The sequence below is a fragment of the Nocardia sp. NPDC050630 genome (assembly GCF_044457245.1).
Taxonomy (GTDB): Bacteria; Actinomycetota; Actinomycetes; order Mycobacteriales; family Mycobacteriaceae; genus Nocardia.
In genome coordinates, this window is record NZ_JBITGN010000074.1 from 1 (window position 1) to 1,080 (window position 1,080).

The 1,080-nt window shown below is 65.5% G+C and carries 1 protein-coding gene; it reads right to left on the minus strand.

Annotated features, from left to right (window positions below):
* Positions 1 to 25: 25 nt before the first annotated feature.
* The gene (locus ACIBG0_RS42275) at positions 26 to 859 is read right to left on the minus strand and encodes an IS5 family transposase (protein WP_397041307.1); all 834 of its coding nucleotides are present in this window, start codon (positions 857 to 859) and stop codon (positions 26 to 28) included.
* Between the last annotated feature and the right edge of the window lie 221 nt (positions 860 to 1,080).

Genomic DNA, 1,080 nt, shown 5'->3' on the forward strand with positions numbered 1-1,080 from the left:
CTAAGTGAGCGTCCGGAAACTTCGGTCATGCTCGGGTGAGTCGGCGTGACATGGTCATGATGGTGGCGATGTAGATCATGGCTTCGTGGTGGTCGGGTCGGGTTTCGTAGTCGCGGACGCAGCGGCGGTGTTTGCTGATCCAGGCCAGCGTTCGTTCTATGACCCAGCGGCGTGGCAGCACGACGAAGCCGGGATCGGTGCGTTTGACGATCGTCACGGCCAGGTTCAGGACGTGCTGCGCCCATCGCACCAGCCTGCCTGTGTAGCCGGCATCGGCCCAGGTCAGTGTGATGGTGGAGAACCGCTCCCGCAGCCTGGCCAGCAGCGGGTGAGCGCCGTCGCGGTCCTGGGTGCTGGCGGCGGTGACCACGACCGCCAGCAGCAGGCCCATGGTGTCGGTGGCGATATGGCGTTTGCGGCCGCCGACTTTCTTGCCGTTGTCCCATCCGCGTGATGCGGCGGGCACGGTGTCGGCGGCCCGCACCGATTGGGAGTCGATGATCGCCGCTGTCGGGGTCCGCGAGCGGCCCGCGCGCACCCGGATCCGGTCGCGCAGCGCGTCGGCAATCCGTTGCCACACACCAGCTTTGGTCCATCGGCAGAAAATGTCGTAGACCGTCGTCGGAGGTGGGAAGTCGGTGGGCAGCGCCCGCCAGGCGATGCCGCCACGCACAAGGTAGAAGATCGCATCCAACACCAGGCGACGGGGATGTTTCTCACCGCGTCCGCCCTTGCCTGCGGTGTTGCCCGGAGCGGGCAACAGTGGTTCGAGCAGCGCCCACTGCTCGTCGCTGCACGAGGACGGATACGCCGGACACGGCGTCTGCGACTCGCCGTGGGCCGGGCATGACGAACACAGACAGGTAGGCGATACTGGCACACGAACTCCTGGCAGAACATGGTCTCGACAACCGCTGCTCTACCAGGAGTTCTTCATGTTCGGGCTACACCACGCCGGGGCGAACATCATTCCCCCACAACCACATTCGCCGACCCGACACCATCGAATCCCGCACGACCGAATCCGTTGGCAACTCACCCGCGGCCACGGCTGACAAGAGTTCCCGGACGCTCACTAAG